We start from the raw sequence: 23,316 nt of genomic DNA on the forward strand, positions 1-23,316 counted from the left end.
TGAGCGCCGCGCCCTCATCAGGATCATCGCCGAGGGCCGGTACGGCCCTGTCAGCGGCCGACGTCGGGTGACCCGGCCGGCGGCAGCGGCAGTTCGACGGCGGTGGCCGCCCCGACCCGCCCGGCGGAGTGCGCCGGTGGCGGCATGCCGGCCAGCGGCGAGCGGCTGTGCACCCGACCCCGGCCGGTGGGATCCGGCCGCCGGTCGACTTCGCAGGTCACCATCCGGATCGGCGGAGGTGGCGCGGTGAACCGGCCCGCGCCCCAGCGCACCCAGAGCGGGATCCGCCCCGCGTCCGCCTCGGCGAGCAGCTTCTCCCAGGTACGCCGCCGGCTGCCGTGGTCGACCTCGACGACGACGGGCGGCCCGTCCGGACGGGCGCAGGCCACGTCGAGCACCGACTGCTGCCCGGCCATCGGCGGGGGCAGCGGCACCACGCTGGGCGCCCGCCGGTAGACCCGCCAGCCACGCTCCCCCGCCCAGCCGACCACCGCGTCGATCAGCCGGGCGGTGACCTGGTCGGTGGTCAAATCGGTGAAGGCGAGCGCGTCGAGACGGTCGGCCAGTGACGCCGCCAGCCGTTCCCCGTCCCCGCCAACCGTCATCGCCGCAGGGTAGCGACGCGGCCGGACCGCCGTCACCGCGGGGCGACGCGCCGGTGGCGGGGAACGGCGGGCCGACGTCTCCGCCACACCCGGCGGCGCGGCGCGCCGGACGCCAATACACCCATTTGCATACATTCATCAGCGCCAATGAAATTGGCGCGCTATCTCCCTCTGGGCGGACAACCGGAAGCCCGGTACGCGAGCTTGCGATCATCAACGAATCGGCACTAGCATTTCACGCATCGTCACCGCATTGTTCACGACTCCTCCGGCGAAAACATCGACTGCGTTTGCAACGCACCCTCCGGTGCCCGGATTCTACAGGAGAAACGCATGGGCAAAGACGTGTCAATGAGCCGCCGGCAGGGCCTCACCGCCCTGGGCCTGACGCTCGGCGCAGCCGTGCTGGGCAGCGCGGCGACACCCGCGTCAGCCGGCCCGGCAGGCACGGCCACGCCAGGCCGGAGGCGGGCCGCGCTCACCGGCACGCCGTACAGCGTCATGATCGTCAACAATTCCAAAATCGACGACGAGAACGCGATCGTCTTCCAGCAGCAGCCCAGCCAGCCGGCGGACATGTACTCGTTGGCCTGGCTGTCGAAGATGTGCCACGCCGGCACCAGCATCACCTTCAAATGGACGATCGACTACAACTTCGTCTGGGGTCAGACCGGAACGCTCAAGCCCGGCGTCGACTACGAGGCGGGCCAGATCATCCCCGCCGACCTCCAGAACCAGAACATGGTCACCCTCTCGTACATCGACGACGGTTTCGAGTTCGGGACGCCGACCTCGGGCGCCGCCCCCGGGTCACTGCTCATCACCGAGGACGAGACGGTGCCCGGCCCCGGACTGGCCACCCAGGGCAGCGTCGGGATCGGGATGTCCGGCGCGGGCACGTTCGTGGTGCCGACCCAGCCCAAGGCCGGCGCGCAGTTCCTGCTCACCCCGACCTACTGGCTGGCGTTCGGCAGTTACAAGGCCGGCACGGTCGTCACCGAGGACATCCTGACCGAGCCGTACCAACTCCAGTACCCCGACGGCGAGACCGACGCGACGGCGGTCTTCGACGGCGAGAACTGGACGGTCACCTTCGGCTGACGACCAGGCCGGGACCACCCTTCCGGCCCCACCGGTCGGACAGCGGCCCGCCCGCACCCGTCGCCGCTCGTTCCCCAGCTCACACCCGAGCAGGCCAACAAGTTAGCCTATCCTAACTTGTTGAGAGTGGGGCGGGGATGACACAGACCACGGCGCGAGCCAGCCGGGCCGACCAACGATCGCTCGGGGTGGTCGCCACGCACCCGCGCCGGCGACCGGCGGTGTGAGGATGCGCGCCGTGTCACCGGCCGGTCGGCTGATCCGTGGAATGTTCTGGCGCCAGCGGCGCGACACCGCCCTGTGCGCCGCCTTCTGGTCCCTGCACCAGGTCTGCGAGGCGCTCGTCCCGGTGGCGATCGGGCTGGTCATCGACCAGGCGGTCGGCACCGGGTCGACCACCGCGATGCTCTGGTCGGTCCTGGGGATCTTCGGGCTGTTCACCGCGCTCACCATGGGCTGGCGGTCGGGGTTCTGGTTCCTGTCCAAGGCGATGGTGGAGGAGTCGCACGCCCTGCGGATGCGGGTGGTCCGGCGGGTCGTCGCCGGGCAGGGCATCCGCACCCGCCGCCAGAGCGGGGAACTGCTCTCGATCGCCACCTCCGACACCGAGGCCTCCGCCGAGCTGCTCGAACTGGGCAGCCGCGTCGTGTCCGCGCTGCTGGGTCTGACGGTCGCGACGGTCGTGCTGCTGCGGATCGACTGGTCCCTCGGCCTCGGCCTGGTGGTGGGCATCCCGGTGCTGGTGCTCGGGCTCAACGCGCTCGGGCCGCTCGTGGGCCGCCACACGGCGGCGCAGCAGCAGGCCATCGGTCGGGCCGCCGCGACGGCGGCGGATCTGCTGCACGGGCTCCGGCCGCTGCGGGGCTTCGGCGGCGTCGACGAGGCCGCGCGTCGGTACCGGTCCGCCAGCCGCACCTCGCTGCGTGCCAACATCGGGGCGGTCAAGGCCGGAGCCGTGTTCGTCGGCGCGTCGACGTTCACCACCGGTCTGCTGATCACTGTCGTCGCCGCGTTGGCGGGCTGGTTCGCGCTCCAGGGACGCATCACGTTCGGGGAACTGATCACCATCGTCGGGCTGGCGGCGTTCATCACCGACCCGGTGCTCAACCTCGCCGACTGCGTCTTCAAGCTGGCCACCGCGCGGGCCAGCGCCGCCCGGGTCGCCGAGGTCCTCGACGCGCCGGAGCGCGTCTCGTCCGGTACCCGGACGGCGCAGCCGGGCACCCTGGTCCTCGACGACGTCCACGCACCGGGCCTGGACGGCGTCAGCCTCGCCGTCGAGCCCGGTGAGCTGCTCGGGGTCGTCACCGGGGAGACCGCGACCGCGGACGCCGTCACCGACCTGCTCACGGGCGCCCGTCCGCCGGAACGGGGGGAGGTCACCCTGGCCGGCACGCCGGTGCGGGACCTCGACATCACCTCGCTGCGCCGGGTCGTGCTCGTCGAGCCGCACGCGGTCGACCTGTTCGGGTCCTCGATCCGCGAGGCGCTGCACACCGGCGCCGACCACGACGAGGCGACGGTGGACCGGGCCCTGGCGGCGGCGTCCGCCAGCGACCTGCGCACCGACGGCGGCACGGGCCTGGACCGGGAACTGCTCGACCACGGGCTCAACCTCTCCGGTGGCCAGCGGCAGCGGCTCGCCCTGGCCCGGGCGCTGCTCGCCGACCGTCCGGTCACCGTGCTGCGCGACCCGACGACAGCCGTCGACGCGGTCACCGAGCACGCCATCGCCGACGGGGTGCGCGCGTACCGCGACGGGCAGGCGACGGTGCTGGTCACCACCAGCGCGCCGCTGCTCGACCGCTGCGACCGGGTGGTGTTCGTCCACGGCGGGCGGGTCGCGGCCGTCGGACGCCACCGCGACCTGCTCGCGCGGCCCCCGTACGCCGAGGTGGTGCTGCGATGACCGGCCCGGTCCCCACGATCCTGCCCGTCGCGACCGGCCGGGTGACCGCCGCCGCCTTCTGGCGGGCGCTGCGCCGCCATCCGGTGCTCGCCTGGACGTCGGCCGCCACGGCGACCGCGGCCAGCGGCGCCGCCGTCGTGGTGCCGATCCTGCTCGGCCGGCTGGTCGACCTGGTGGTCGCCGGCGGCACCGTCCGGTCGCTGCTGCTGATCTCGGGGTGGATCCTCGCCGCCGGCCTCGCCGCCGCGGCGCTGACCGGGGTGTCCCGGTGGCTGGTCACCGAGTGGGGTACGCGGGCCTGCGCCGACCTACGCGAGCAGGTGCTCGACCACGCGCTGCGGATGGACGCGGCGCGGCTGGAGGCCGTCGGCTCCGGCGACGTGGCCTCCCGGGTCACCGAGGACGTGGAGCAGGTCACCGACTCCGTCCAGTTGGCCGCCGGGGTCTTCACCTCGCTGGTCACCGTCGTGATCACCTTCGCCGGCTTCGCGACGCTCGACTGGCGGATCGCCGCCGCGTTCCTGGTCGTCTTCCCGGTGTACGTGCTGAGCCTGCGCCGGTTCGTGCCGCGGGCCGCCCGGCTCTACGCCGCCGAGCGTCAGGCCGCGGCGGTCCGGACGCAGAGCCTGCTCACCACCTTCACCGGTGCCCGGACGGTGCACGCCTACGGGATGCAGGAGCCGCAGGGCCGGCGGGTCGACGAGGCGTCGCGCGGTGCGGTGGTCGCCCGGCTGCGGGCCGTCCGGGGCTTCCTCTGGTTCGCGAACATGATGAACTACGCCGAGGCGATCGGGCTCACCGCCGTGCTGCTCACCGGGTTCCTGCTGGTGCGCGGGGAGGTCAGCACGGTCGGCGACGTCACGGCCGCCGCGCTGCTGTTCCACCGGCTCTTCGGCCCGCTCGGAATGCTGCTGATCTCGTTCAACGACGTCCAGTCGGCGGGCGCGGCGCTCGCCCGGCTCGTCGGCATCGCCGGGCTCGACGTGCCGGCGGCGCGGGTGGTCGACCCGGCCGGCTCCCGGGCGCCGGCCGGGGTCGTCGCCACGTCGGTGTCGCACCGGTACCCCGACGGCCCGACCGTGCTGCACGACGTCTCGATCGAGGTCGCCCCGGGCGAGTCGCTGGCGATCGTCGGGGAGAGCGGGGCGGGCAAGACGACCCTCGCGGCCATCCTCGGTGGGGTCTTCCCCGCCACCGGCGGCAAGGTGTGGCTGGGTGACCTGCCGATCGACGACCTGCACCCGGACGAGTTGCGCCGCCTCGTCGGCGTGGTCACCCAGGAGGTCCACGTCTTCGCCGGGACGCTCGCCGACGACCTGCGGCTGGCCGCCCCGCACGCCGACGACGCGCAGTTGCACGCCGCGTTGGCGCTGGTCGGGGCCGACACCTGGGTCGCCGCGCTCCCCGACGGGCTCCAGACCGTGGTCGGCGACGGCGAGCACCACCTCACTCCGAGCCAGGCGCAACAGGTCGCGCTGGCCCGGATCGCCCTGCTCGACCCGCCGATCGTCGTCCTCGACGAGGCGACCGCCGAGGCGGGCAGCGCGGGCGCCCGGCAGCTCGAACTGGCCAGCGCCGCCCTCGTCCGGGGGCGGACGGCGATCGTCGTGGCCCACCGGCTCACCCAGGCGCAGGCCTGTGACCGGATCGCCGTGATGGCGCACGGCCGGATCGTCGAACTGGGCAGCCCGGAGGAGCTCGTCGCCGCCGGCGGCACCTACGCGACGCTCTGGTCCGCCTGGCACCGCTGACCCCGGTACCCCCCGCCCATCGGCGCGTCGGGCCCGAGGCGCGGGGCGGGTCGACCGTCGGCTAGGCGGTCGACGCCGCGCGCAGCGCCCGGGCCAGGCGGCGGACGGCCTCGTCCATCAGCTCGACCGGAGCCGCGGCGTACGTGAGACGCAGGTGGGGGGCGGGGGGCTCGGCGGCGTACCAGGGGCGGCCGGGGAAGACGATGACGCCTTCGGTGGCCGCGGCGGCCGACAGCGCGACGTCGTCGGTGCCCTCGGGCAGACGGACCCAGAGGTGCAGGCCGCCGCGCGGCACCGGCTGCTGGCCGAGGTCCGGCAGATGCCGGCCGAGCGCGGCGGACAGCGCGGCGCGGCGGGCCCGCAACGCGACGCGCAGGGCGCGGAGGTGGCGGGCCCAGGCCGGGGCGGTGACGATGTCGAGGGTGGCCTGTTGCAGGGGGCCGGAGACGAAGAAGTCGTCGAGCAGCCGGGCCCCGCGCAGCCGGGCACCGGCCGGGCCACGGGCGCCGATCGCGGCGACGCGCAGCCCGGGAGCGGCCGACTTGGTCAGGGAGCGCAGGTAGACGACGTGCCCGTCGGGGTCGTCGGCGGCCAGGGGTGGCGGGGCGTCCCCGTCGAGGGTGAGGTCGCGGGCGTAGTCGTCCTCGATCAGGAACGCCCCGGCGGCGCGGACGGCCTCGGCGACCGGGCGCCGGCGGTGGACGGCCAGGGTCGCGCCGTGCGGGTTGGCGTGCAGCGGCTGGCAGTAGAACAGCCGGGAGCCGGTCCGGGCGAACGCGTCGGCGAGGTGGTCGGGCCGGACGCCGTCGGCGTCGGCGGGGACGGGCACCACCCGCAGTCCGGCGGCCCGGGCGGCGGCCAGCGCGCCCAGGTAGGTCGGTGACTCGACGAGCAGGGTGTCGCCGGGGGCGCCGAGCGCCCGCAGCGCCGTCGACAACGCGGACTGCCCGCCGGGGCAGATCACCAGGTCGTCGGTGCGCAGCCCGGCCCCGGACTCCCGGGCGAACCAGGCGCGCAGGTCCTCACGGCCCTCGGCCGGGCCGCGCTGCCAGGAGGCGGGCTGCCGGGCGGCGCGGGTGAGCGCGGCGGCGAGCGCGGCGGCCGGCTGGAGGTCCGCGTCCAGGTAGCCGCCGGAGAGCGGGATCGCGCCGGCGGGCGGGAGCGCCAGCAGTGCCCGCATCTCCTCCTCGCCGGGCCGGCGGGGACCGAGCGCGACCGTCTGCCAGGACAGGTCGGCGGCGGGTCGCTCGCCCGGCGCGGTGGCCACGAAGGTGCCCCTGCCGGATCGCGTCTCGACCAACCCCTGGGCCACCAGGTGCCGGATCGCCTCGGCGACGGTGACCGGTGAGGCCTGGTGCCGGGCGGTCAGCTCGCGGACCGAGGGCAGCCGCGAGCCGGGAGCCGCGCCGGCCACGAGGCCACGCAGGTGTTGGATAACGCGGTCGGCTGCGTTACCGTCATTCATGACAGGTAATAGTAGCGTTATCGCCCGCCCCACGGTGACAGCGGATCGGGTGACCGGCCTCGCGCTCGGCGCGCTCGGTGTGCTCGCCTTCAGCGCCTCCCTGCCGGCCACCCGCGTCGCCGTGCAGCAGCTCGACCCGTGGTTCGTCGCGTTCGGCCGGGCCGTCGGCGCGGCGCTGCTGGCCTGGGCGTACCTGCGCCTCACCGGCGCGCCCCGGCCCACCCGCGACCAGTGGCGACGGCTGTCGGTCGTCGCCCTGGGCGTCGTCGTCGGCTTCCCGCTGTTCACCTCGCTGGCGCTGCTCACCCAGACCGCCGCGCACGGCGCGGTCGTCATCGCCCTGCTGCCCGCCGTGACCGCCGTCTGCGCGGTGCTGCGGGCCGCCGAGCGGCCACCGTTGCTGTTCTGGGTCGCGAGCGCCGGTGGGCTGGTGGCGGTACTCGCCTTCCTCGGCGCCAGCGGCGCGGTACACGGCGCGCTGGCACTGCCCGACCTGTTCCTGCTCGCGGCGGTGGTGCTCTGCGGTCTGGGGTACGCCGAGGGGGGTGCGCTCGCCCGGGACCTGGGCGGGGCGCGCACGATCTGCTGGGCGTTGCTGCTCGCGCTGCCCGTCACCGGGCCCGTCACCGTCGTCGCCACGGTCGCCACCAGCCCGCGCGCCGACGCCGTGACCTGGTCGGCGTTCGGTTACCTCACCGTGGTCTCCATGTTCCTGGGCTTCTTCGCCTGGTATGCGGGCCTGGCCCGGGGCGGTGTCGCGCGGACCGGTCAGGTGCAGCTCGCCCAGCCGGTGCTGACCCTGCTCTGGTCGGCGCTGCTGCTCGGCGAGACCGTCGCCCCGGCCTCGGTCGCGACGGCGCTGCTGGTGCTGGCCTGTGTCGTGCTGACGCAACGCACCCGGGCCGCCGCACGGACACCTGCGTCGGGTACGGCCTGACCGGCCCGGGTCCGCTCGCTCCTGGCGGGCACCGACGCTGCTCTGCCTGGTCAGCGTGGTCGCCGCAGCGACGGCTGCGACGCCCGACTGCGCGGGCGGCGAGCGCGGTGCCCTCGATGCGGGCGCGCACCGTGGCCCAGGCGGCCTCCCGGGAGGTCGCCACGTCGTCGCCGAACGGCGCGGGGCCGCAGTCGTCGCAGGCGCCGAGGCGGTCCGGCGGCAGGTGCTCGGCGGCGCGCAGGACCCGGTCCCGGACCTGCTCGGGGGTCTCCACGACGGGGTCGATCGGGTCGGTGACACCGACGGTGACACCGGTCAGGCGGGGAGGCTGCCGGACGTGCCCGCCGGCGAACGGGATGAGGACCCCGTCGGGGGCGAGGTGTCCAGGCCGTCGACCGGAGGCCGGCAAGGAGCTCCGGCGAACGGGGCATGCCGCCGATCGGTTCGGTGGGGATTCCCATGAGCCAGGAGGTCAGGCGACGTCGGTGGTCGATTGAACGGCGTCGGACCGCGACGCGGCGCGGGGGCCGTCCGGCGGACGGGCAGAGGACGATCGAGCTCGTTTGATACACATTACAGGCTTGTTTCTCCGATGTTGTTCACCGCACTCCGGGAATCACCCCCTCCCCGACAAAGAGGGACACACCAAGCAATTGAATTTTTTGCTTGTTTCATTGCCGTTCGTCGCTGGATAAGGTGTCCCTACGAGCGTGCCTCACACCTCTGCGGCACCCCGACACCCGGGCTCCTACCTGCATTGGACAGGTGATTTCCGCATGTCTGCTGGGCGTGGAAGAGAAGGCGGAGACAATGCCTACCGACTGCCGCCGTCGGTGGCCGCCCGGCTGACCGCCGACGGCTGGCGGACGGAGTCCCGGCGACCGTGGACCCACGTCCGGCCGGCCGCGACGATGTCCCGCCTCCAGGGCTGGAAACTGCACGTCTCGGCCACCGTCCACTCTGCCGAACGGGTCCTCGCCGCCTGCGCCCCGGTGCTGGTCGAGGCCGGCTGCGAGTTCAAGTACGCGGCCACCGGCGACATCCTGCGCCAACTCAACGACGTCCGCGCCCCGCGCGGCTCGTCCGGAAAGTTCCTGACCGCCTACCCGGTCGACGACGAGCAATTCCGTACTCTCGCCGAACGCCTCGACGAAGCGACGGAAGGACTGGCCGGGCCGCGCATTCTCTCCGACGCCCGACTCCGTTCGGGCAGTCTGGTCCACTACCGTTACGGCGCCTTTATCGGCCTGCGCGAGCTCGACCACGACGGCAGTTACCGGTACCTGATCCTCGACCCGGAGGGCAACCCGGTCGTCGACCGGCGGGAGGCCTTCCACAGCCCACCGCCCTGGGCCGCGCCCCCGGTGCCGAGCCCGGCGGCCCCGCCGCGCCCGGCCGAGGCGGTCCTGCACTCCCGGTACCGGATCACCGGCGCGATCCGGCACGCGAACAAGGGCGGCGTGTACCTCGCCGACGACCGGGAGACCGGCTCGGTCGTGGTGGTCAAGGAGAGCCGGCCGCACGTCGCCACCGACGACCACGGCCGCGACGTGCGGGACGTACTGCGGCACGAGGCCGCCGTGCTCCGCCGGCTCGGTCACCTGGGCAGCGTCCCCCGGCTGGTCGATCTCTTCACCGACCAGGAGCACGTGTTCCTGGTCGAGACCCACGTGCCCGGTGTCCCGCTGGCCCGGTGGGTCACCGACCGGCTGCACCGGGGCGACGGGTTGTCGCTGGACGAGTGGTGGCGGATGGCCGACCGGCTGACCCGGCTGCTCGGCGCCGTCCACGGCTGTCACGTCGTGATCCGCGACCTGAGCCCCAACAACATCCTGGTCGGCGAGGACGGCACGATGACGCTCGTCGACCTGGAGATGGCCCACTTCGACCACGGCGGGCCCCCGATCCACGAGCACGGCGGCACCCCGGGTTTCAGCGCGCCCGAACAGTTCCGGGCCGCCGCCCCCGATCCCAGCGCCGACCTGTACTCCCTCGGCGCGGTCCTGTTCTACCTGGCCACCTGCACCACGCCGGAGCTGCTGCGGGACAGCCCCGGCGGGCGCGGCCACGACGAGTTGGTCGCGGCGCGGCTGGGCCCACCGCACCGCGCCGTGGCACCACCGGAGCCGGTGACGCGCCTGCTGCTGGCCCTGCTCAGCGAGGACCCGGCCCGGCGGCCGGGCCTCGACGAGGTCACCACGACCATCGCCGCCCACCGGCCGACCCCGGCCCCCGGCCCGGTCGACCTGTGGCGTCCGCCGAGCGCCGAGCAGGCGTACGGTCGGCTCCGCACGCTGCCCGCCGCGCACCTCGACGCCCTGCTCGACGGTGCCGTGGCCCACCTGGCGGCCACCGTGGACACCGCAGCGGGACGGCTCTGGCGCAGCACCGCCTTCGGCGACGACACCGAACCCTGTGCCGTCCAGCACGGGGCCGGGGGCGTGCTCGCCGTCCTGTCCCGGCTGCACCGGCACCGACCGTCCCCGGTGGCGAGGCGGCTGGTCGGCGAGGTCGCCGACTGGACCATCGACCATCTGCGGACGCAGGAGCACCGGCTGCCCGGCCTCTACTTCGGTGCCGCCGGCACCGCGCTGGCCCTGCACGACGCCGGTACGCTGCTCGACCGCCCCGGCACCAGGCAGCTCGCCCGGGCGCTCCTGGCGGACCTGCCCCGGCGGTGGCCCAACCCGGACATCACGCACGGGGCCGCCGGGCTCGGCACCGCCCTGCTCCTGCTCTGGCGCGACACCGGGGACAGCCGGCTCGCCCAGGCGGTGACCGACGTGGCGGACGGCCTGGTCGACAGCGTCGACCCCGACCGGGACCTCGTCGGCTGGACCATCCCCCGGGACTTCGACTCGGCACTGGCCGGCTACCGCTCGTACGGCTTCGGCCACGGCACCGCCGGGATCGGGACGTTCCTGCTCGCCGCCGGCCAGCGCCTGGGCCGCCCGGACCTGACGGAGCTGGCCGAGCGCTGCGGACAGACCCTCGTCAAGCTGGCCGAGCACCGCGACGACACGGCGGTCTGGTACGAGGCGGCGGGCAAGCCCGGCCTGCTCCACCACTGGTGCAACGGCTCCTCCGGGGTCGGCACCCTGTTCGCCCGCCTGTACCCGGCCACCGGCGACCCCGAGTACCTGCACCTCGCCGACCGGGCGGCGCGGGCGGTGCTGCGGCAGCGGTGGCGATCCGGCACGGCGTACTGCCACGGCCTGGCCGGTGACGGGGACTTCCTGCTCGACCTGGCCGAGGCGAGCGGGGATCCCCGGCACCGCGCCTGGGCGCAGGAGATCGCCTGCACGCTGTACGACCGGCGGACCTACCGCGACGGCCACGCGGTGCCGCCCAACGAGACGGGCGGGCAGGTCACCGCCGAGTTCGGCGCGGGGCTCGCCGGTCACCTGGCGTTCCTGCTCCGGCTGCGGTACGGCGGCCCGAGGATCTTCCACCCGCCGGTCGCCGCGACGGCAGGGGTGGCGTCGTGAGCGCGGCGACCCGGGCCCCGGCACGCTTCGGCGTGCACCTGGCCGCCGACGCGAGCTGGGCGGCGACGTCCCGCCTCGACGGGGACGCCGTCACGGTGGAGCTGTGGGAACGCGACGGGGCGACGTTCACGCCCCGCCCCACCCCGCTGGCCGTGGAGCCGGTCGACCAGTTGGTGCCGACGACCGGGCGGCGGCTGCTGATCTGCGGCGGGGGCGGCAGCCGGCACACCGTCTGGACGGTCGACTGCGCCACCCTGACCCGCACCCGGCTCACCACCCGGGCCGGCCAGGCGGTCCGGCTGCTGGCCCCGGCGCCCGGTGACCCGGACCGCCGGCCGTGGGTCCTGGCCTACGACGGCACCCGGACGACCCTGGCCCGGCTGGTCACCCACGGCCCCACCCCGACCGCCGTCATCGCGCTGCCCGGCGCGTACACCGGCGGGGTGTGGACCGACCGGGCCGGCCGCCGGCTGGGCCTGGGCCGCAGCCGGTCCGGCGAGCCGCACACCGCCGTCGAGGTGGACCTGGTCACCGGCGCCGACCGGACCCTGTTCGAGGTCACCGGCCACAGCAACGACACCCTCCAGGCCTGGCACCCGGGCGCCGGCCTGGGCGTCGTGCACACCGACGTCGGCGGCGTACAACGGCTGGGGTACGCCCGGCCCGGCCGGGGCGAACGGTGGGCCTTCCCGGACGACCTCGCCGCCCCCGACGGGCTCGTCGAGGCGGTCGCCGTCGACCCGGACGGGCACCGGATCCTCGCCCACGAGCGGCGCGGGGTGCGGTCCCTGCTGCACCGCTACGACGTCGTGCGCCACCGCCGGGACACCCTGGCGGTGCCACCGGGCGCGCTCGCCGGCCGGCCCGTGTGGACCCGGCGACGCCTCGTCGTGCCGTGGACCACCCCACGGGTACCACTGACCTTCCTCGACCTGGGACCGGCCGGCGACCGGCCCGCCGACACCGACACCGACGCCGGGTCGGGCCCCCGGTGGGAGGCACGGGTGGTGACCGTGCCCGGGGCGGCCGGGCCGATCGAGGCGATCGCCTACGGCGGGGACCGGTGGTGGCAGCGGCCCCGGGTGGTGGTGGCCCTGCACGGCGGCCCGTCCAGCGCCTGGCAGCTCGCCTACCACCCGTTCTTCGCCCAGCTCGCCGCCGAGGGCGTGGCGGTGCTCGCGATCAACCCCCGGGGCAGCGTCGGCTACGGCCACGCCTTCGCCGCGGCGATCCGTACCGGTTGGGGCGGGCCGGACCTCGACGACGTCCTGGCGGTGGGCCGGCACCTGCGCGCGCTGCGCGGGGACGGGTCCGGGGTGGCCCTGGTGGGCAGCAGCTACGGCGGCTTCCTCGCGCTGCTGGCCGCCGCCGCCGGACCGCGGCTGTGGCAGCGGTGCGCCGCCGTCGCGCCGTTCTCCTCGGCGGCCCGGCTGCACCGGCAGGCGGAGCCGACGGTACGGCGGATGATCGAGCAGTTGGGCGGTCTCACCGACCCGCCGCACGCCGGTCTCGGCCCCCGGGACCTGCTCCGCCTGGGCCACCGGACCCGCGCCCCGATCCTGCTCCTGCACGGCCGCCACGACGAGCAGATCCCGGTCGGGCACGTCCGGGAGTTGGCGGCGGCCCTCGTCGCGGCGCGCGGGCCGGCGGTGCGGTACCGGGAGTACGACGTCGGGCACGACGTCGACGGCCCCACGGCCTGGGACGCGATCGCCGACTTCCTCCGGGAGCCGCACCACGACCCGGTGGTCCGGGAGCAGGGGCACCTGGACCATGCCGATGCCTGACCCCGCGCCGGTCCCGGCACCGGACCGGTCGCGACCGCCCCACCCCGGCCTCCCGTCGGTCGCCGGACCGAGGTGACCGACGGGTGTTTCCGCTCCGAGCCCCGGAAGGAGGTGATCAACCATGATGGACGTCGCGGATCTCCAGCAGCTGCCGGCGCTCGAGCCGGTCTCCTCGGAGGTCGGTCTGAGCATCGTCTCGCCGTGCACCGTGACCTGCAGTGACAGCTGCGGTTACACCTGTGGTGCGGCCAGCTGCGCCCGTACCACGGTCAGCCCCAAGTGACCGACCGTGGTGGCTGCCGACCCGGTGACGACCGGGCCGGCAGCCACCACCCGCCGGATCGAGGAGCAGCACCATGCGTCGCCTCTTCTGGCAGGCGGTCGGCGCGGCACCCGGCCCCGCCATGGTCCACGTCGGACTGGCGGTCACCGCCGGTGTGCTGACCGTGGCCGAACCGGCGGCCTTCGCCGCCGCGGTCAACGCCACCATCGCGGGCCAGCCGGCAGGTACGCCGCTGCTGGTCCTCGCCCTGGTCCTGGTCGGGGGCACCCTGGTCCGGGCCACCAGCGCGGTGGCCGCAGGTGTGGTGGCGGTGCGGGCCACCCGGCTGCTGCGGACCCGGCTGCTGCGCCACGCCCTGCGGCTCGGCACGCCGCACCGGCAGCCGTTCCCGGTCGGCGACCTCGTCTCCCGGGTCAGCACCGACGCCGGGCAACCCGGCGCGCTGCTGCCGGTGGCGGTGCAGGTGGGCCTGAGCGTGGCGGTGGGCCTCGCCGGGTTCGTCGCGCTGGCCGTCGTCGACGGCCCGACCGCGCTGGTCCTCGCCGCCGGGGTCGCCGTGAGCGCGGTGGTGGTGCGCGCCTTCGTCCTGGACCTCGCCGGGCCGCTGCTGCGGTACCGGGAGGCCGCCGCCGACCTGGCCGCCCGCTTCGTGGACGCCTGCCGGGGCGCCCGCACCATCCGGGCCAGCGGCACCGTGCAGCGGGAGACCGACCGGGTGCTGCGCCCGCTGGCGGAGCTGCGGGCCGCCGCCACCGCGCAGTGGACGGCGCAACGACGGCTCGTCTTCCGGGTGTCCGTGCTCCAGCCCCTGCTGGAGGCGACGGTCCTGGCGGTGGCGGGCATCCGGCTGTACCAGGGCCACATCGCGGCCGGGGACCTGGTGGCCGTCCTCGGGTACACCAGCCTGGTGCTCGGCCTGCTCGACGAGGTCGACACGGTCGGCGGCATCCTGCACGTACGGGCCGGGACCCGCCGCGTCCACGAGGTGCTCGCCCACCCGGAGGCGGTGCCGGAGCCGGCCGTACCGCAGCCGCCACCGTCGGGCCCGGCGGCCCTGCGGCTGGTGGGGGCGACCGTACGCCACGACGCCGGCACCGTCCTCGACGCGGTGACGCTGGAGATCCCGCCGGGCGGCCGGGTGGCCGTGGTCGGCCGCTCCGGGGCCGGGAAGTCCGCGCTCTGCGGGCTGGTCGGCCGGCTCGCCGACCCCGACGCCGGGCAGGTCCTGCTCGGCGACGTCGACCTGCGCGCCATCGCGTCGGCGGAGCTGCGCAGGCGGGTGGTGTACGCGTTCGAGCGGCCGGAACTCTTCGGTGCCACCGTCCACGAGGCGCTCTCGGCGTGCCGGCCGTCGGCGGGCCGGGCCGAGGTGGTCGCGGCGGCCCGCGCGGCCCGCGCCGACCACTTCGTCCGCTGCCTGCCCGACGGCTACGACACACCGCTGTCCGGGCTGGCCCTCTCCGGCGGCGAACTGCAACGCCTCGGCATCGCCCGGGCGCTGGTCGGCGACGCCGACCTGGTCGTGCTGGACGACGCGACCAGCAGCGTCGACACGGCCACCGAGGCCGAACTGCACACCGCCCTGCGGCGGGCGTGGGCGGGCCGGACGGCGGTGCTGGTCGCCCACCGGGCCGCCACGGCGGCGGCGGCCGACCTGGTCGTGTGGCTCGACGGGGGCCGGCTGCGGGCGTACGGGCCGCACCGGTCGCTCTGGCGGGACGAGGAGTACCGGCGGGTCTTCGGTCAGCCCGTCCGCCCCGAGCCGGAGCGGATCGGCTGATGGCCACCACCGGTACCGTGCCGTCGGGTGACGGCTGCGCCCCGGCCACCCCGGCCGCCGGCCGGCGGCTCCTGGTCGGGCAGCTCCGTCCCGCCCGCGCCGACCTGCTCCGGCTGGCCCTGGGCTCGGTGCTGGCCGGTGCTCCGGCCTTCTTCTCCGGCCTGGCCGTGTCCCGCGCGGTCGACGCCGGTTTCCTGGCCGGGGCCCCGGCGACCGGGGTGCTCTGGCTGGCCGGGCTCGCCCTGCTCGGGGTGGCCGGCGCGTACGTGGCGCAGGCGCTGCTGCCGGTCATGGCGCGGGTGGCCGAGCCGCTGCGGGACCGCCTCGTCACCCTGGTCATCGGCGCCGGACTCGCCCGCGTGGTGGCCGAGGAGACGGCCCGGGACGGGGCCGGGGCGGTGGCCGTGCAGGCCACCGAGCACGTGGAGGCGGTGCGCCGGCTGGTCGTCGCGCTGCTGCGGACCGCCTTCTCGACGACCGTCACGATGGTGCTCGCGGTCGCCGGCCTGGCCACCCTGGTACCGGTGGTCACCCTCGCGGTCCTGCCCTTCCTCCTGCTCGGCGGGGCGCTCTGGCTGACGGTGCTGCGGCGGCTGATCCGTCGGCAGCGGCACCTGCTGCTGGCCGGGGAACGGTTGGGCGAGACCAGCCGGCAGGTGCTGGCCGCCGCCCGGGACGTCGCGGCGTGCGGCGCGCGGGAGCAGGCGCTGCGGCCGGCGGTGGCGGCCGTCGAGGCGACGGCCGCGGCTACGGCCGGGGTCAACCGGCTCGGCTGGTGGCGGTCGGTCCTGCCGATGCTCACCGTCCAGGCGCCGGTGCTGGTGTTGCTGCTGCTCGCCCCGTGGCTGTCCCGGACCCTCGGGCTGACCTCCGGTGACCTGGTCGGCGCGGTGGTGTACCTGGTCCACGGCCTGGCGCCGGCGGTGGGGTTCATGGTCTCCGGCGGCGCGGGGTGGCTGGTGCAGCTCGGGCTGGTTGGGGAACGCCTCGCCGCCGCCACCTCGGCCGGGCCGGACCGGACCGGGCGGGCCCCGGGCGGCGCCGCCCCGGTGGGGCCGCCCGACCTGCGGGCCACCGGCCTGACCTTCGCCTACTCGGCAGGGGCCGCCCCGGTGCTGGCGGACGTGGCGCTGACCGTACCGGCCGGCACGCACCTGGCCGTGGTGGGGCCCAGCGGCGCCGGGAAGTCGACGTTGGCCGCGCTGTTGACCGGTCTGCGTCACCCCCGGGCGGGTCAGGTGACCCTCGCCGGCACCGGGCTGGACCGGTGGCCCCCGGATATGCTCCGGCGGGTCGTCGCCGTGGTGCCGCAGGAGAGCTACGTCTTCGCCGGCACGGTCCGGGAGAACCTCGCCTACCTGCGGCCCGAGGCGACCACGGCGGAGCTGGCCGACGCGGTGCGCCGCTTCGGGCTGGCCCCGGTGGTGGCCCGGTCGGGGGGCCTCGACGGGGAACTGCCGCCCGGCGGCGGGGGGCTCTCCGCCGGGGAACGGCAGCGGATCGCGCTCGCCCGGACGTGGCTCTCGCCCGCCTCGGTCGTCGTCCTCGACGAGGCCACCTGCCACCTCGACCCGATGGCGGAGGAGGCCGCGGAGGCCGAGATGCGCCGCCGGGGCGGCACGCTGATCGTCGTGGCCCACCGGATCAGCAGCGCGCTGCGCGCCGACCTCGTCACGCTGGTCGACGACGGGCAGGTGCGGATCGGTACCCACGACCAGCTCCTGGCACAGCACCAGCGCTACGCCGACCTGGTCGGCTACTGGCAGCAGGGGTGACGGGCCGGTGGCACCCACCGGCCGGCGCCGGGCCGGGGCCGGGAAAGGGTGACGGTCGGCGGTGGACAGCGCAGGGGCGGGGGCCGGCGTGTCGACGGCCCCCGCCCCTGCGCGGACGGTCAGGTGTGGATGGTGGTCACCGTGCCGGGTCGGACGGATCGTGGTGCGGTGTCCCGGCGTGGTGCTCGGCGGTCAGGAGTAGGTCTCGAACTCCGCGATGCGCGGGGTGCCGCTCGCGGCGGTGATGTCGAAGGTGATCTTGCGCAGCGAGGTCGCGGCGAACGAGATGACGCCGCCCGCGCCGCTGCCGCTGGCCAGCACGGCCCCGGTGTCGTTGTTGAGGACCCGCCAGGACCCGATGGTGCCGCCGCCGGACGCCGGGCGGATGTTGATCCGGGAGACCCGGGTGGCGGTGCCCCACTTGACCGAGATCTGGCCGGTCGAGCCGCTCGGCGACCAGTAGGTGTTCAGGTTGCCGTCGATCACGTTGCCGTAGCTGGTCCCGCTGCCCTTGCTGGAGCCGTCGGCGCCGGCGCCGAGGCTGAGGTTGGTGCCGCCGGGGTTGCTCGGGCCCGGGGTGGGCGTGGTCGGCCCCGGGGTGGGGGTGGTCGGGCCGGGGGTGGGGGTGGTCGGGCCGGGCGTCGGGGTGGTCGGCGTGCAGTTGCCGTCCGACACCCGGTTGCCCTTGTTGGCGCCGGCCGTCTGGCTGACGATGTTCGGCACGCAGTTGGCCCCGTCGAGCCGGTAGGAGTACGGGATGCTGACGGTGGTGTTCGACGTCGGGTTGGGGCCGGCCGGGTTGGTGTCACCGCTGCGGCTGGACCAGGTCACGTTGTCGAAGATGTTCCCGGCGACCTGCCAGTAGCCGGCCTCACTGGTGTAGAACGTGCCCAGGACGTCCTTGGAGTTCCGGAAGTAGTTGTTCTCCACCTTGGCGCGGGCCCCGGCACGGGAGTTGATGCCGGACTCGTGGAGGCTCACGTAGTGGTTGTTGTAGATGTGCGCGATGCCGCCGCGCAGCAGGGGCGTACGGGAGTCGATGTTCTCGTACAGGTTGTTGTGGTAGGTGATGAAGCCGTTGGAGCGGTCGCTCTCGCTGGAGCCGACGAGGCCGCCGCGCCCGGAGTTGCGCAGGATGCTGTAGGACAGGGTCACGTACTGGACGTTGTCCTTCAGGTCGAACAGGCCGTCGAAGCCCTCCGACTCACCACCGGAGGCCTCCAGGGTGACGTGGTCGACCCAGACGTTGCGGACGGTGCTCTCCATGCCGATGGCGTCGCCGCCGTTGGAGGTGGGCGAGCCCGACTTCTTGACGTTCCGGACGGTCACGTTCTGGATGATGATGTTGCTGGAGTCCCGGATGTGGATGCCGATCTGGTCGAAGACGGCACCGCTGCCGACCCCGACGATCGTGATGTTGCTGATCTCCTTCAGCTCGATCACGCCGGCGGCGGTGTTGCAACTGCTCCCGGAGACCTTGGTGGTGTTGCCGTGGTTGATGGTGCCCTGCACCTCGATGATGATCGGGGTGCTGCTGCTGGCCCGGCTGCACAGGGCCGCGTGGATCTGGGTACCCGTGGTGGCCCGGACCGTCTGCCCGCCCGCGCCACCCCGGGTGCCCCCGTTCTGGGTGGCGTAGCCGGTGGCGCTGCCGGTCGCTGCCGACGCCTGGGGGGTCTGCATCGTCAGGCCGATCGCGGCCCCGACGGCCACGGTGGCCAACCCCGCCTGCACTCGCAGGGCGACTGGTCGTCTCATCCTCGCCTCACCTTCGTCGTTGAACGCTGGATGGTGCTGCCACATCCCGGGGTGGGTGCGGCGGTCGCCGCCGCCGTCGCCTGTCGCCGGGCAGGTCGCTGGTCGACCCGGGTGTGGGGCTCGTGTGTTCGATGTGGGTCGGTCGGTGGTGCCGCCGACGCCCCGGTGCGTCGCGTCGCCGGCCGCGCGGCCCCGCCGGGCCTGCTGCCGTCCGCTCCCCCGCTCGCGCCGTCGCCGGAGGGCAGGCGGGAGCTGCCGCGGCGGCCCGCAGCGGTGGAGTGGGTGGGTGCCGGGGTCGCCCGAGCAGCGGGCGTCACCCCGGACGGTGGTCGCCGGAGCCGGCGCAGTGCGCGCCCGCCACGGCGTCGTCGACTACGAGGAGTCGTCGCCGGCGACCCGGCGGTGAGCGGCGCGACGGGACCCTGATCCGGGACGTGCGTGGGGTCGGTGGCGGCTCGACCGCCCCGTCGTGGCGGCGGTCGGGGTGGTCGCCGAGGCGGGGACCGCGTCGAGCGCGTAGGCGGTGTCCACCCCGAACGGTTTGCGTCTCATCAGTCTCTCCCCTGCTGTGGTAGCGGCGCGGACACCACCCTCCGACCCGCACCAGCCAGTGGCATCGCTCGATGAACTCCTACCTGACCCCACAATGAAACATCAATGTAACCCAATGGTAGGAAAGCGTTTTCCGAGATGGCAAGACCTAGTGTTTGCAGGTTTTTTGCAGTGCTCAGGGCGGTGACCCGGTCACTGTTCGGAGCCGGACCGGGACCCCGCCGACCCGGCACCGACGTGCCGGCAACGGCCACCGGACGGCCCCATTGCGGGCGGGGTCGAGCCGGTCAGGCGGGGCCGCCGGCCGCCCGGTAGGCATCGACGGCGGCGGATCGCGAGTGGACCTTCAGTCGCGCGTTGATCCCCCGGAGGTGGGCGTGCACGGTCCGCACGCTCACACCCAACTCCACCGCGATGGCGGCGTCGGACAGGCCGCGCGCCACCGCCCGGAGGATCGCCGCCTGCCGGGCCGTGAGCAGCCCACCGGCGGTCGGGTCCGCCGCCACCTGCGTCGCGCGACGCCTGCTCAGCGCCGCCTGCCGGGCACGCAGCCGGCGCCCCGGGTCGACGCACCCGTCGAGGAGCAGCGCCGCCTCCCCCAACCAGCACCGGGCGGCCTCCGCCCGGCCGGTGTCGAGCGCCACCTCCGTGAGGCCGAGGACGGCGTCGGCGGCGGTGATCCGGTCCGCGGCGGCGGTCGAGAGGTCGCGGGCCCGCGTGTACCCGGTCACCGCCGCCTCGAGAGCGCCCGACCGGTGGTCCACCACGGCGCGACACAGGGCCAGCACCCGCGCCGCGAACGGCGCGACCGCGAACCGGGACCCGAGCAGGGCGTCGGCCCGCGCGAGATGCTCCCGGGCCGCCCCGAGGTCGGCCCGGTCGGCACGGACGCGGGCGAGCATCGCGCGCCCGGCGACCTCGGCGACGGTGTTGCGCATCGGGGTGGCCGACTGCACGATCGCGGTCAGCCGGTGCTCGGCGTCGGCGTCGGTGCCGGCGTAGTAGGCCAGCCCGGCGAGGATGATCTCGCAGTTCGCCCGCTGCGTGACGTGCTCCGGCCCGTGCATCGAGTGGGCCCGCCGCGCCCCGCGCACCGCCCCGCCGACGTCGCCCCGCAACGCGGCGAGGGTGGCCCGGCCGAGGGCGATGCCGGCGTCGACCGACGGCAACCCGTCGGGCAGCGCGCCCGCGCGGGGTGGCGCCGCCGCGGCGAGGGCGAGGGCCCGGTGCACGTCCCCGGTACGGCCGGCGTAGAGACTCGCCGAGGCGTGCGCGAGCAGGAGCCGGGCGTCGGCGTGCAGGTGCTCCGGGGACAGCCGGTCGAGCCAGCCCAGCACGGTCGAGGTGTGGCCGGTGTCGAGCATGCGCCAGTACGCGGTCGCGATCAGGTCGCCGGCGTCGGCCCCGTCACCGGCCGCGAGCAGGTGCGCCACCGCGTGGTCCGGCATGCCGTGGTCGACGAACCACCGGGCGGCCCGACGGTGGGCCCGGACGAGGTCCACGCCGTCGAGCGTCGCGGCCCGGCACAGCGCCTCCCGGAACAGGCGGTGGTACCGGAACCAGCCGCGACGCCGGTCGAGCGGCACGACGAAGACGCCCGCCCGGTCGAGGCGGGCCAGGTGCGCCGCGCCGCCCCCGCCGCCGGTGACGGCGTCGCAGAGGTGGCCGCCCAGCCGGTCGAGCACGGCGGTGTCGAGCAGGAACCGCCGCGTGTCCGGTGGCAGCGGGTCGAGGACCTCCTCGACGACGTAGTCGTACAGGTGGGGGTGGTCGCCGCCGAGCCGCTGGTGTGGCGGCGTGGCGGCGAACCGCAGGGCGACCGGCCAGCCCTCCGCGCGCCGGACCGTCTCCTCGACGTGGCCGGTGGGTGCGCCGTCGAGCAGCGCGCGTGCCTCGTGGTCCGAGAAGGCGAGGTCCTCGACGCCGATCTCGGCGAGCGTGCCCGCCGCCCGCAGACGCGCGAGGGCGAGGCCCGGCCGGGTACGGCCCGCGAGCAGGAGCCGTAGCCGGGAGCGTCCGTACAGGAGCAGACCGAGGTCCGCGCAGACGGTCGGGGTGTCGGCGTGCTCGAAGGCGTCGAGGACCAGCACGACGTCCACCGGTGCGGCCCGGCCCACCGCGGCCAGGGCCGCCAGCCACGCCCGGCGGTCGGTCGCCCCGGCGGGTGGCGGGGGCGATGCGGCGACCCGGTCGTCGACCTCGGCCAGCGCCTCGGTCACCCGGGACCAGAACGCCGTCGGGTCGGCGCACCACGGGTCGAGGTCGACCCGGGCGATCCGGTCGCGCCGCGACGACGAGGCGATCCAGTCGTCCAGCCCGCGTGACTTGCCCCAGCCGGCGGGGGCCCGGACGACGGTCAGCCGGTGCCGCCAGGCGGCGGTCTCGAGCCGCCGGGCGAGCACCGGGCGGGGGCGGGCCGGGCCGGTCATCACGAGGCAGCCTACGAGGAGGCACGGCCCCCGTGGACCGTGCCTCGACGCTGCCTAGGCAGTGCCGCCGGCCCGGCCGGAGCGCCTTGTCGGGCCGACCGGTGGGGACGACGCTGTGCCGGGCGGTGACCCCACGCCGGTTCACGGCCGAGCCGGCGGCACCGGCCCGGCGAAAGGACATCATGGACGACGTCACCTGGCTCGACGCGACCGGACAGGCCCAGCTCGTACGCGCGGGTGAGATCAGCGCCCGGGAGCTCGTCGAGCACGCGATCGGGCGGATCGAGAGGCTGAACCCCGAGGTCAACGCCTTCATCCACACGAGCTTCGAGAAGGCGCGCACGGTCGCCGCGCGCGGCCCGACGGGGCCGTTCGCCGGGGTGCCCTTCGCCGTCAAGGACCTGTTCCAGCAGAGCGAGGACGATCCCTACCACTACGGCACCCGGTTCCTGAAGGACCTCGACTGGCGGGCCCCCGCCGACACCTGGCTGGTGTCGAAGCTGCGGCAGGCCGGGTTCGTGCTCGTCGGTCGCACCAACACGCCCGAGATCGGCGCGTGGACGACGACCGAGCCGGACTCGTACGGCCCCACCCGCAACCCGTGGGACCTCACCCGGTCCCCCGGCGGCTCCAGCGGTGGCTCCGCCGTCGCCGTCGCGACCGGCATGGTGCCGGCGGCACACGCCAACGACGGGGGCGGTTCGGTCCGCATCCCGGCCAGCGCGACCGGCCTGGTCGGGCTGAAGCCGACCCGGGCGCGGATCTCGCTCGGCCCGGAGATCGGCGAGGCGTGGGCCGGCATGACGCACGAGTCCGCCCTCACCCGCTCCGTCCGCGACATCGCCGGCATCCTCGACGCCGTCGGCGGCATGGCCCCCGGTGACCCGTACACGGCACCGCCGCCGACGCGCCCGTACGCGCACGAGGTCGGCGCGCCGGTCGGCCGGCTGCGCGTCGGTGTCCAGCTCGACCACCCGTCCCGCACCCTCGACCCGGAGGTCGTCGCGGCGGTCACGGCGACGGCCGGGCTGCTCGACGAGCTCGGGCACATCGTGGAGGTCGCCCGCCCGGCCGCCCTCGACGAACCGCCGGCCGAGGCGCAGGTCCTGATGCCGGTGTTCCAGCACCTCGACATCGTGCGCTGGGGCCGGGCGATCGGCCGTCCGCTCACCGCCGACGATCTCGACCAGGACAACTGGGCGCTCGCCGGGTACGGCAGGGACGTGTCGGCCGTCGCCTACCTCGACGGGCTCCACGCGCTGCACGCGTGGTGCCGGCGGGTCGCCGCCTGGTGGAACCACGACGGGGACGGCACCTGCGGCGGGCGGCGGCCCGGCTACGACCTCCTGGTCACCCCGACCCTGCCCCGGCTCCCGGCGCGCCTCGGCGAGCTGCGGCCGGTACCGGGCCGGCCGCTGGCCGGTTTCCTGGCCTCGGGCGAGTACGTGAGCTTCACCTCCCCGTTCAACGCGACCGGGCAGCCGGCGATGTCGTTGCCGCTGCACTGGTCGGCCGACGGGCTGCCGGTCGGCGTGCAGTTCGTGGCCGCGTACGGCCGGGAGGACCTGCTCATCCGGCTCGCCACGGTGCTGGAACAGGCCCGGCCGTGGGCGGACCGGCACCCGGCGTGCGCCGGGTAGCCGGGGTGGCGGCTCCGGTGCGGGGACGGTGCCGTGGCCGGGGCCACGGCACCGTC

14 protein-coding genes are annotated in these 23,316 nt (G+C 75.3%); 10 read left to right on the top strand and 4 right to left on the bottom strand.

Annotated features, from left to right (window positions below; translation table 11 throughout):
• Positions 1-50 precede the first annotated feature (50 nt).
• A complete protein-coding gene (locus ACQUFX_RS10425; RefSeq protein WP_428965796.1) occupies positions 51-605 on the bottom strand; it encodes a hypothetical protein in 555 nt (184 codons plus the stop codon).
• A gap of 333 nt (positions 606-938) precedes the next feature.
• On the opposite strand from ACQUFX_RS10425, the gene ACQUFX_RS10430 reads away from it, so the two are divergent.
• From ACQUFX_RS10430 to ACQUFX_RS10440, 3 genes are all read left to right on the top strand, one after another.
• Positions 939-1,706 (top strand): hypothetical protein, encoded by a 768-nt coding sequence (locus tag ACQUFX_RS10430; protein WP_428965797.1) that lies wholly within the window; start codon positions 939-941, stop codon positions 1,704-1,706.
• Between the two features lie 229 nt (positions 1,707-1,935).
• Positions 1,936-3,615 carry an ABC transporter transmembrane domain-containing protein gene (locus ACQUFX_RS10435; protein WP_428965798.1) on the top strand — a complete coding sequence of 560 codons (1,680 nt, stop codon included), beginning with the start codon at positions 1,936-1,938 and terminating at the stop codon, positions 3,613-3,615.
• Positions 3,612-5,366, top strand: a complete 1,755-nt coding sequence (locus ACQUFX_RS10440; protein WP_428965799.1) for an ABC transporter ATP-binding protein — start codon at positions 3,612-3,614, stop codon at positions 5,364-5,366. The genes ACQUFX_RS10435 and ACQUFX_RS10440 overlap by 4 nt, the downstream gene beginning before the upstream one ends.
• Before the next feature lie 61 nt (positions 5,367-5,427).
• Here ACQUFX_RS10440 and ACQUFX_RS10445 read toward each other — a convergent pair whose 3' ends face one another.
• Positions 5,428-6,831: an aminotransferase-like domain-containing protein gene (locus tag ACQUFX_RS10445; RefSeq protein WP_428965800.1), complete on the bottom strand. Its 1,404-nt coding sequence runs from the start codon at positions 6,829-6,831 to the stop codon at positions 5,428-5,430.
• Between the two features lie 49 nt (positions 6,832-6,880).
• Between ACQUFX_RS10445 and ACQUFX_RS10450 the strand changes: the two genes are divergently transcribed.
• From ACQUFX_RS10450 to ACQUFX_RS10475, 6 genes are all read left to right on the top strand, one after another.
• Positions 6,881-7,768 (top strand): DMT family transporter, encoded by an 888-nt coding sequence (locus tag ACQUFX_RS10450; protein ID WP_428965801.1) that lies wholly within the window; start codon positions 6,881-6,883, stop codon positions 7,766-7,768.
• Positions 7,769-8,601: 833 nt separating this feature from the next.
• Complete coding sequence (lanL, locus tag ACQUFX_RS10455; RefSeq protein WP_428965802.1) at positions 8,602-11,256, top strand: class IV lanthionine synthetase LanL; 2,655 nt, start codon at positions 8,602-8,604, stop codon at positions 11,254-11,256.
• Complete coding sequence (locus ACQUFX_RS10460) at positions 11,253-13,043, top strand: alpha/beta hydrolase family protein (protein ID WP_428965803.1); 1,791 nt, start codon at positions 11,253-11,255, stop codon at positions 13,041-13,043. The genes lanL and ACQUFX_RS10460 overlap by 4 nt, the downstream gene beginning before the upstream one ends.
• 121 nt (positions 13,044-13,164) lie before the next feature.
• Positions 13,165-13,326 (top strand): hypothetical protein, encoded by a 162-nt coding sequence (locus tag ACQUFX_RS10465; protein WP_428965804.1) that lies wholly within the window; start codon positions 13,165-13,167, stop codon positions 13,324-13,326.
• A gap of 73 nt (positions 13,327-13,399) precedes the next feature.
• Positions 13,400-15,106 (top strand): ATP-binding cassette domain-containing protein, encoded by a 1,707-nt coding sequence (locus ACQUFX_RS10470; RefSeq protein ID WP_428965805.1) that lies wholly within the window; start codon positions 13,400-13,402, stop codon positions 15,104-15,106.
• Positions 15,106-16,881, top strand: coding sequence for an ATP-binding cassette domain-containing protein (locus ACQUFX_RS10475; RefSeq protein WP_428965806.1), 1,776 nt, complete (start codon positions 15,106-15,108; stop codon positions 16,879-16,881). Before ACQUFX_RS10470 ends, ACQUFX_RS10475 begins: the two co-directional genes overlap by 1 nt.
• Before the next feature lie 192 nt (positions 16,882-17,073).
• Here the strand turns inward: ACQUFX_RS10475 and ACQUFX_RS10480 are convergent, their stop codons facing one another.
• Positions 17,074-18,639, bottom strand: a complete 1,566-nt coding sequence (locus ACQUFX_RS10480) for a pectate lyase family protein (protein WP_428965807.1) — start codon at positions 18,637-18,639, stop codon at positions 17,074-17,076.
• Between the two features lie 839 nt (positions 18,640-19,478).
• On the bottom strand, positions 19,479-21,620 hold the full coding sequence (locus ACQUFX_RS10485) for a helix-turn-helix transcriptional regulator (protein ID WP_428965808.1): 2,142 nt from the start codon (positions 21,618-21,620) through the stop codon (positions 19,479-19,481).
• 125 nt (positions 21,621-21,745) lie between these two features.
• On the opposite strand from ACQUFX_RS10485, the gene ACQUFX_RS10490 reads away from it, so the two are divergent.
• Positions 21,746-23,260, top strand: coding sequence for an amidase (locus tag ACQUFX_RS10490; RefSeq protein ID WP_428965809.1), 1,515 nt, complete (start codon positions 21,746-21,748; stop codon positions 23,258-23,260).
• Positions 23,261-23,316: the final 56 nt, after the last annotated feature.

Origin of the sequence: Micromonospora fluostatini (assembly GCF_050410825.1) — a bacterium.
Taxonomy (GTDB): domain Bacteria; phylum Actinomycetota; class Actinomycetes; order Mycobacteriales; family Micromonosporaceae; genus Micromonospora; species Micromonospora rosaria.